9 protein-coding genes are annotated in these 7,592 nt (G+C 65.0%); 4 read left to right on the forward strand and 5 right to left on the reverse strand.

All coding sequences use genetic code 11. From position 1 onward, the window contains the following. Nucleotides 1-769 (forward strand): LysR substrate-binding domain-containing protein (locus tag APH30_RS25225; protein WP_054914083.1); only part of this gene is annotated, 769 nt, incomplete at its 5' end. A 42-nt stretch (nucleotides 770-811) separates the two neighbouring features. Here APH30_RS25225 and APH30_RS25230 read toward each other — a convergent pair. The 3 genes from APH30_RS25230 to APH30_RS25240 are packed head-to-tail and all read right to left on the reverse strand — an operon-like array spanning nucleotide 812 to nucleotide 2,628. Continuing rightward, the gene (locus tag APH30_RS25230) at nucleotides 812-1,333 is read right to left on the reverse strand and encodes a DUF2937 family protein (protein WP_054914084.1); all 522 of its coding nucleotides are present in this window, start codon (nucleotides 1,331-1,333) and stop codon (nucleotides 812-814) included. A gap of 9 nt (nucleotides 1,334-1,342) precedes the next feature. Then, nucleotides 1,343-2,116: a class II glutamine amidotransferase gene (locus APH30_RS25235; protein WP_009686794.1), complete on the reverse strand. Its 774-nt coding sequence runs from the start codon at nucleotides 2,114-2,116 to the stop codon at nucleotides 1,343-1,345. 14 nt (nucleotides 2,117-2,130) lie between these two features. Beyond that, nucleotides 2,131-2,628 carry a hypothetical protein gene (locus tag APH30_RS25240; protein ID WP_009686795.1) on the reverse strand — a complete coding sequence of 166 codons (498 nt, stop codon included), beginning with the start codon at nucleotides 2,626-2,628 and terminating at the stop codon, nucleotides 2,131-2,133. Nucleotides 2,629-2,750: 122 nt separating this feature from the next. Between APH30_RS25240 and APH30_RS25245 the strand changes: the two genes are divergently transcribed. Beyond that, on the forward strand, nucleotides 2,751-4,793 hold the full coding sequence (locus APH30_RS25245) for a S9 family peptidase (protein ID WP_054914085.1): 2,043 nt from the start codon (nucleotides 2,751-2,753) through the stop codon (nucleotides 4,791-4,793). A gap of 289 nt (nucleotides 4,794-5,082) precedes the next feature. Here the strand turns inward: APH30_RS25245 and APH30_RS25250 are convergent, their stop codons facing one another. Beyond that, nucleotides 5,083-5,361: a hypothetical protein gene (locus APH30_RS25250; RefSeq protein WP_009686797.1), complete on the reverse strand. Its 279-nt coding sequence runs from the start codon at nucleotides 5,359-5,361 to the stop codon at nucleotides 5,083-5,085. Nucleotides 5,362-5,493: 132 nt separating this feature from the next. On the opposite strand from APH30_RS25250, the gene APH30_RS25255 reads away from it, so the two are divergent. Together APH30_RS25255 and APH30_RS25260 are read left to right on the forward strand one after the other, a co-directional pair. Beyond that, nucleotides 5,494-5,865 (forward strand): YajD family HNH nuclease, encoded by a 372-nt coding sequence (locus APH30_RS25255; protein ID WP_009686798.1) that lies wholly within the window; start codon nucleotides 5,494-5,496, stop codon nucleotides 5,863-5,865. 72 nt (nucleotides 5,866-5,937) lie between these two features. Continuing rightward, entirely contained in the window at nucleotides 5,938-6,408 is a 471-nt protein-coding gene (locus APH30_RS25260; protein ID WP_009686799.1) for an RNA methyltransferase, read from the forward strand. 102 nt (nucleotides 6,409-6,510) lie between these two features. Here the strand turns inward: APH30_RS25260 and APH30_RS25265 are convergent. Then, a partial coding sequence (locus APH30_RS25265) for an aldehyde dehydrogenase family protein (protein ID WP_054914086.1) occupies nucleotides 6,511-7,592 on the reverse strand: 1,082 nt, incomplete at its 5' end.

Below are 7,592 nucleotides of genomic sequence, written 5' to 3' on the forward strand. Positions count from 1 at the left end.
GCGCGACTCGCGCGGCGTCAGCCTGACCCCGGAAGGCGGCAAGGTGCTGGAATACGCCGAACGCATGCTGGACACCGCCAAGGCCATGAAGCAATCGCTGGACAGCGACCGGGCCAAGGTCGGGCGAATTCGCATCGGGGTGATGGACACGGTCATCCACACCTGGATGAGTGCGCTGGTGGCGGAACTGACCGAGCGCTACCCACAGGTAGAAATCGAGCTGGTGGCGGACACTGCACTGAACCTGCGCGAGCAACTGCAAAAGGGGTTTCTCGACGTGATCCTGCAGACCGACCTGCTGCGCGAGCAGTCGATCCGCAGCCTGGATCTGGCGCGCTACCCGATGGGCTGGGTGGTTGCCGCCGGCTCGCCCCAGCACCGCGCTTTCGGCTCGCTGGCCGAGCTTGGTCGGGAGCGGATCATCACCTTCTCGAAGAATTCACGGCCGCACCAAGAGGTGCTGAGCCTGCTGCAGGGTGCCGGGGCTGACGCACCGCGCCTGAACTGCGTGAACTCGGTGGCGGCCATTACCCGGCTGCTACGCGACGGCTTCGGCATCGGCGCGTTGCCACCGGCATTGGTGGATGCCGAGCTGGGCCGCGGCGAGCTGGTGTTGCTGGCGGGGCTGCAACCGCCGCCGAGCCTGGAGCTGGTGGTGGCCTGGCAGACCGGCGTGGCGCTGGTGGATGAGGTAGTCGGGCTGTGCCGACAGGTGCTGGAGGGGTATGCACGGGACATGGGTGGGCAGCGGATCGTGCTGGTTTCCTAGGGGTTGGCGTTGAGGACGCAGTGCCTGTGCTGGCGATCACCTTCAGCGCCAGCTCTCTTTCACCACCCGACGCCGCCCCCCAAGGATCACCCAGCCAAGCCCCAGCAACAGGCTCTCGACCACGAACGCCAGCACAAACCCTGCGCCAACACCCCAGCCGATGGCCTCGGGCACCAGCAGAATCTGGTAGCTGTAGCCGTTGAGGGTTTCTTCACGCAGCTGCGGGTCGGCCTGCACCAGCACATGCCAGGTGCGTGCGGCCCAAGGCCCTTGCAGGGCCTGCCACTCGTTCTCCAGCAACTGGTTGCGGATCATCAGGCTTTCGATGCTGTTGGCGTCACTGTTGAACACCGGGTCATCACTGCTGCGGTAGTGCCGTAGCAAGGCCTGCAGGTCGCCATTGAAAAAGCGCTCGGCCGTCTGCTTGAAGCCGTCCAGCGCCTCGCGCGACTCGTACAGGTGCGCCTCCACCCGCTGGCTGTAGTCTTTCACCAGCCCCGGCACCTGAATACCGGCCAACAGGCCGAAGGTGAACAGCAGCAACCGCAGGTAACTTCTGAACATGCAGCGTCCTTAGCTCTGGCCGTGCGCCACACATTCACCGTGCCGCCACAGGGCCCATTGACCCGGCTCGTAGCGCTGCCAGGTCTCGTTCTCGGTCAGGGCCTCGGTGGCAATCACCGTGACCACGTCGTTGGGGGTGGTTTGCGTATGGAAGTCGACGATCAGGTCGACATCCTTCAAGCGTGCCGCACCAAACGGCGCACGCCGGGTAATGTGCACCAGCTTGGTCGAACAGAAGCAGAACAGCCAGTCACCGTCGCTGAGCATGCAGTTGAACACGCCCTGCCCGCGGTAACCGGCACAGGCTTCGACCAGCACCGGCAACAGCTGTTCCACCGGCACCGGCTCGGGGAAGGCGCTGCGAATGCGGTTGAGCAGGTCGCAAAAGGCCGCCTCGCTGTCGGTATCGCCTACCGGCCGATAGAAACTGCCCAGGCCCTTGAAGGCGCCCAACTGGCCGTTGTGCGCAAAGCACCAGTTACGGCCCCACATTTCGCGCATGAACGGGTGGGTGTTGGCCAGGCAGACCTTGCCGACGTTGGCCTGGCGGATATGGCCAATGACCACTTCGCTCTTGATCGGGTAGCGCTGCACCAGGCTGGCTACCTCCGACTCGCTGCTGGCAGCCGGGTCCTGGAACAGGCGCAGGCCGCGCCCTTCATAGAAGCCGATGCCCCAGCCATCGCGGTGCGGGCCGGTGCGGCCACCGCGCTGCATCAGGCCGGTAAAGCTGAAGACAATGTCGGTAGGGACGTTGGCACTCATGCCCAACAGTTCGCACATGGCTGTGTCTCCGCTTACAGACGGGGCTCGACCCGGCCATTTCCCCGGGGTGCCGCAGGTGGCGGGAGGTCACGGTAACGGTCGCTGCGCTCGGCGGCCAAAGGGGCCTGGGCGCCGAGCCGGTCATCTTCGGCCTGCTCGCGCTGGGCCGCGGCCTCAGCCTGGGCCCGCCGCTCGCGGGCGCGTTTTTCCAGCGGCCAACGCAGCAATACGAAGAGGGCATACAAGGCAAAGGCGATCATGCCGTACATGGCAAAATCGGAAACTGCGCGCCAGGCATTGTTGCCAACCTTGAACGCCACATCCAGGGTGGTGATGGCGATGGCCGGGGCGAAGCTGTCCTTGACCGGGTCAACCACGGTCGGCGTCAGCAACAGCACCGCCAGCACCACGCGCAGGGGCTCGCGCAACCAGCGCCACATCCAGCCGGTCAGTTTGAAGCCCACCAGCAGGCAGCCCAAAGCGGCAACCGCGTACAGGCCCCAGGCCAAGGTGTAGTCGTTCTCGATCATGGTGTTCGTGCAAGCCAGGCAAAGAGGTGCCTATGATAAACACTTTTCCGGGCGCACACAGTGTTTGCCTGCGCCGGCCGCTTCGCAGCCGGGCCCAGGCCACCCCAACCAAGAGATCCTCGATGCCGACCAAGCCCCAACCGCCGATTGCCCATGCCGACCAGGCCGCCGACCCGTATGCCTGGCTGCAACAGCGCGACACCCCCGAGGTGCTCGCCTACCTGCAGGCCGAAAACGCCTACCAGCAAGCCTGCCTGGCCGACCAAGGGCCCCTGCGCGAGCAATTGTTCGAAGAGATCAAGGGCCGCATCCAGGAGACCGACCTGTCGCTGCCTTCACCCTGGGGGCCGTATCTGTACTACACCCGCACCACTGCTGGCGACGAATATCCGCGCCACTACCGCTGCCCACGCCCGGCCGACGACAGCAACACCGTCGATGAAAGCCAGGAACAGCTGTTGCTCGACCCCAACGCACTGGCCAACGGCGGCTTCCTCTCGCTGGGCGCGTTCAGTGTCAGCCCCGACCACCGGCTGCTGGCCTACAGCCTGGATACCAGTGGCGACGAGGTCTACAGCCTGTACGTGAAAGACCTCGCCAGCGGCGCGATCACCGCCCTGCCCTTTGAAGACTGCGATGGCAGCATGACCTGGGCCAACGACAGCCAGACACTGTTCTTCGCCGAGCTGGACGACACCCACCGGCCATGGCGCCTGTGCCGCCATACGCTGGGCAGCCCCGGTGCCGAGCGCGTGTTCGAAGAGCCCGACGGGCGCTTCTTCCTGCATTGCTACCGCACCAGTTCCGAGCGCCAGCTGGTGCTGCTGCTGAACAGCAAGACCACCAGCGAAGCCTGGGTGCTGAACGCCGAAACCCCACAGGCGCCATTCGTTTGCCTGGCGCCACGTGTCGAGGGCCATGAATACTTCCCCGACCACGGCCAGCTCGACGGCGCGTGGTGCTGGTTTATCCGCACCAACCAGGACGGCATCAACTTCGCCCTGTATTACGCCCCGGCTACCGAGGTACCGGGCCGCGAGCAATGGCAGGCACTGGTGCCGCACCGCGAGGCAGTTATGCTTGAAGGGCTGAGCCTGAATGCCGGCGCACTCACCCTGAGCCTGCGCGAAGGCGGCCTGCCGATCATCGAAGTGCGCCCGCAAGGTCTGGCGGCCTACCGTGTCGAGCTGCCGGATGCCGCCTACAGCCTGTACGTGCAAGACAGCCTGGAGTTCGCCAGCCCCCGCCTGCGCCTGCGCTACGAAGCACTCAACCGCCCGGCCCAGGTGCGCCAGCTGGAGCTGGCCAGCGGCGCCCAGGTGGTGCTCAAGCAAACACCGGTACTGGGCGCGTTCGATGCCGACGACTATGTCAGCGAACGCTTGTGGGCGACTGCCGCCGACGGCACCCAGGTGCCGATCAGCCTGGTGCGTCGCCGCCAGGACCTGGGCCAGACCGTGCCGCTGTACCTGTACGGTTACGGCGCCTATGGCGAAAGCCTCGACCCGTGGTTCTCGCATGCACGCCTGAGCCTGCTGCAGCGCGGCGTGGCCTTCGCCATCGCCCATGTACGCGGTGGTGGCGAGCTGGGCGAAGCCTGGTACCGCGCCGGCAAGCAGGCGCACAAGCACAACACCTTCAGCGACTTCATCGCCTGTGCCGAACACCTGGTCGCCCAGGGCGTGACGGCGCCCGACCGGCTGGCCATCAGTGGTGGCAGTGCCGGTGGCCTGTTGATCGGCGCGGTGCTCAACCTGCGCCCCGAACTGTTCCGCTGTGCGGTCGCCGAGGTGCCGTTCGTCGACGTGCTCAACACCATGCTCGACCCCGACCTGCCGTTGACCGTGACCGAGTACGACGAGTGGGGCAACCCTGAGGAGCCGGAAGTGTATGCGCGGATCAAGGGTTATGCGCCCTACGAGAACGTGAAGGCCCAGGCCTACCCGGCGATGCTGGTGGTGGCGGGCTACAACGACAGCCGCGTGCAGTACTGGGAGGCGGCCAAGTGGGTGGCGCGGCTGCGCACGCGCAAGACCGATGACAACCTGCTGTTGCTCAAGACCGAGATGGGCGCCGGGCACGGCGGGATGAGCGGGCGGTATCAGGGGCTCAAGGATGTGGCGCTGGAGTATGCGTTCGTGTTTGGCGAATTGGGTATCGCTTGAGATGGCCGGGGGTGCTTTGCGCCCCTTTCGCGACACAAGGCCGCTCTCATAGAACAGTACATAACTTATTGATTTAGCGGGGTCTTTGTGGGAGCGGGCGTGCCCGCGAACACCGGCGTAGCCGGTGCCAGCCACCGCGCTGGATTCTTCGCGGGCACGCCCGCTCCCACACAGGCCGCGTCGCGGTTACGAATTGAGTTCTCTGCGCGACAGCGCAGCCCGTAGGGCTGTGTTATCTCCCACAGGGCACTGGCCCCCTAGTAATCCCAGCGCCAACGCACCGCTGCAGTCAGTCATCATCCTGCGCCGGCTTCGCCGGCTCCGGCCGCAACCCCGGCAAGGGCTGATCCTTCGGCGGCCCGGGCACCGGCATCGGTGGCAGCAAAGGCGCACCCGGCTGGCTGTCGTAAGCCTTGGGCGGCGTGCTCGGGGTGATCTGCGGGTAAGGCGTGGGCGTTGGCGTACCCGGCGCACCGGGCACCGGGGTCGCCAGCCGGGGCGGCGTACTGGCGGCATCGGCCATGGGCAGGCCCGCCAGCCACAGCACGGCTAGGATCGCGCGCAACATCAGTAACCTCCTGTCGGGAACCTTCCTACAGGCTACGCCTAAATCAACGCTTTCGCCTGTCCGCCCGCCCTGCAAGCGCGCTAGACTCAATGGCATAACCGTCACCTGCCTGATCAGAACAAAGGAAACACCATGAGCGCCTCCTCTTCTGCTGCCGCCACCGCGCGCCTGGACCGCATTCTCGCCGACGCCAAGCGTGACAAGGAAATGGGCTACCGCGACAAGGCCCTGAGAATGTACCCGCACGTGTGCGGCCGCTGCGCCCGCGAGTTCGCCGGCAAGCGCCTGAGCGAGCTGACCGTACACCACCGCGACCACAACCACGACAACAACCCCCAGGACGGCTCGAACTGGGAGCTGCTGTGCCTGTACTGCCACGACAACGAGCATTCGCGCTACACCGACCAGCAGTACTTCAGCGAAGGCTCCACCAGCACCCCGAGCATCGCCAAGGCCACGCACAACCCGTTTGCCGGCCTGGCTGGCTTGCTGAAGAAAGACTGACCATCGATTCGCCCCCCGCTGCTACCGGGCAGCCCGTATAATCGCGCTTTTTTTCGCGAAGGGCCCCGGTACGTGGCAAACAAACGATACAGCTGCATCGGCCTGTTCAACCCCAAGTCGCCGGAAAACGTCGGCTCGGTGATGCGCGCCGCGGGCTGCTACGGCGTCAACTCGGTGTTCTACACCGGCAAACGGTATGAGCGCGCCCGTGACTTCGTCACCGACACCAAGCGCGTGCACTACGACATCCCGCTGATCGGCATCGATGACCTGCAACGCATCATTCCGCTGGGCTGCACCCCGGTGGCGGTAGAGCTGGTGGACGGCGCCCGGCCCCTGCCGGAATACACCCACCCGGACCGCGCCATCTACATCTTCGGCCCAGAGGACGGGTCGCTGAGCGAAGAAGTGCGCGGTTGGTGTGAAGAGACCATCTACATCCCGACCGAGGGCTGCATGAACCTGGCGGCGACGGTGAATGTGGTGCTGTACGACCGTATGGCCAAGGGGCTGAATACCCGTTCGGGGCCCAAATTCAAGTAAAAAGCCGCTCTTGCAGTGGCTGTACCGGCTCACCGCCGGTACAGCCACCACAAAAGCGGCCAGGTGCCGAACTCCGTCAGAACAGCACCGGTCTTGCTCAGCTCACGAAGCGTTGATCCAGATGGTCTTCAGCTCCGTGTATTGGTCATGGGCCCAGATGGACTTGTCGCGCCCACCAAAGCCAGACTCCTTGTAGCCACCGAACGGCGTGGTCACGTCACCTTCGCCGAAGCAGTTGACCGTGACCACCCCGGCGCGGATTTCACGCGACAGGCGCAGCGCATTGCGCAGGCTGCCGGTGTAGGCCGAAGCGGCCAGGCCGTAGACGGTGTCGTTGGCCAGCTCGATGGCTTCATCAATCGTTGCGAAGCTGGTCACGCTCAGCACCGGGCCGAAGATTTCCTCGACGAACAGCTTGCTGTCACGGCCAACATTGTCAACGATGGTCGGCTGCACATACACGCCGTTCTCGGTTTCGCCGCCCTGAACGATGCTGAGTTTTTGCCCGGCAGCGTATTCCAGGTACGACTTGACCTTCTCGAAATGCGACTTGCTGACCATCGCGCCCAGGCGGTTGTCCGGGTCCAGCGGGTCGCCCAGCTTCCAGTCCTTCAAGTGCTTGGCGATCAGGCCCAGCAGTTCGTCTTTCACGTCCTTGTGCACGATCAGGCGCGAGGAGGCCGAGCAGTTCTCACCCATGTTCCAGAACGCACCGGCGGTGACGAACTGCGCCACTTCGTCGAGGTCTTCGCAGTCGTTCATGACCACGGCCGGGTTCTTGCCCCCCAGCTCCAGAACGATGCGCTTGAGGTTGGACTCGGCAGCATATTTCAGGAACAGGCGGCCGGTGTCGGTGGAGCCGGTGAAGCTGACCATCGGGATGTCCATGTGGCGGCCAATGGCCTCGCCCACTTCACGGCCACCACCGGGCACCAGGTTGAACACACCGGCCGGGATACCGGCTTCATGGGCCAGCTCGGCCACACGCAGGGCACTGAGGGTGGTTTCCTTGGCCGGCTTGACCACGATCGAGCAACCGGCGGCCAGCGACGGGGCGATCTTCCAGGCCAGCATCAGCAGCGGGAAGTTCCACGGCAGCACCAGGCCGACCACGCCAATGGCTTCACGCACCACCATGGTCACGGCAGCGTTGCCGGTCGGTGCGGTGGCGTCGTAGATCTTGT

This window comes from Pseudomonas sp. NBRC 111127, from assembly GCF_001320345.1.
Taxonomy (GTDB): Bacteria; Pseudomonadota; Gammaproteobacteria; order Pseudomonadales; family Pseudomonadaceae; genus Aquipseudomonas; species Aquipseudomonas juntendi.

Bases quoted from the DNA above. Each gene is read 5' to 3' on its own strand.
- APH30_RS25235 (WP_009686794.1), bottom strand. From the start codon at position 2,116: ATGTGCGAACTGTTGGGCATGAGTGCCAACGTCCCTACCGACATTGTC.
- APH30_RS25255 (WP_009686798.1), top strand. From the start codon at position 5,494: ATGAGCGCCTCCTCTTCTGCTGCCGCCACCGCGCGCCTGGACCGCATT.
- APH30_RS25245 (WP_054914085.1), top strand. From the start codon at position 2,751: ATGCCGACCAAGCCCCAACCGCCGATTGCCCATGCCGACCAGGCCGCC.
- APH30_RS25230 (WP_054914084.1), bottom strand. From the start codon at position 1,333: ATGTTCAGAAGTTACCTGCGGTTGCTGCTGTTCACCTTCGGCCTGTTG.
- APH30_RS25240 (WP_009686795.1), bottom strand. From the start codon at position 2,628: ATGATCGAGAACGACTACACCTTGGCCTGGGGCCTGTACGCGGTTGCC.
- APH30_RS25250 (WP_009686797.1), bottom strand. From the start codon at position 5,361: ATGTTGCGCGCGATCCTAGCCGTGCTGTGGCTGGCGGGCCTGCCCATG.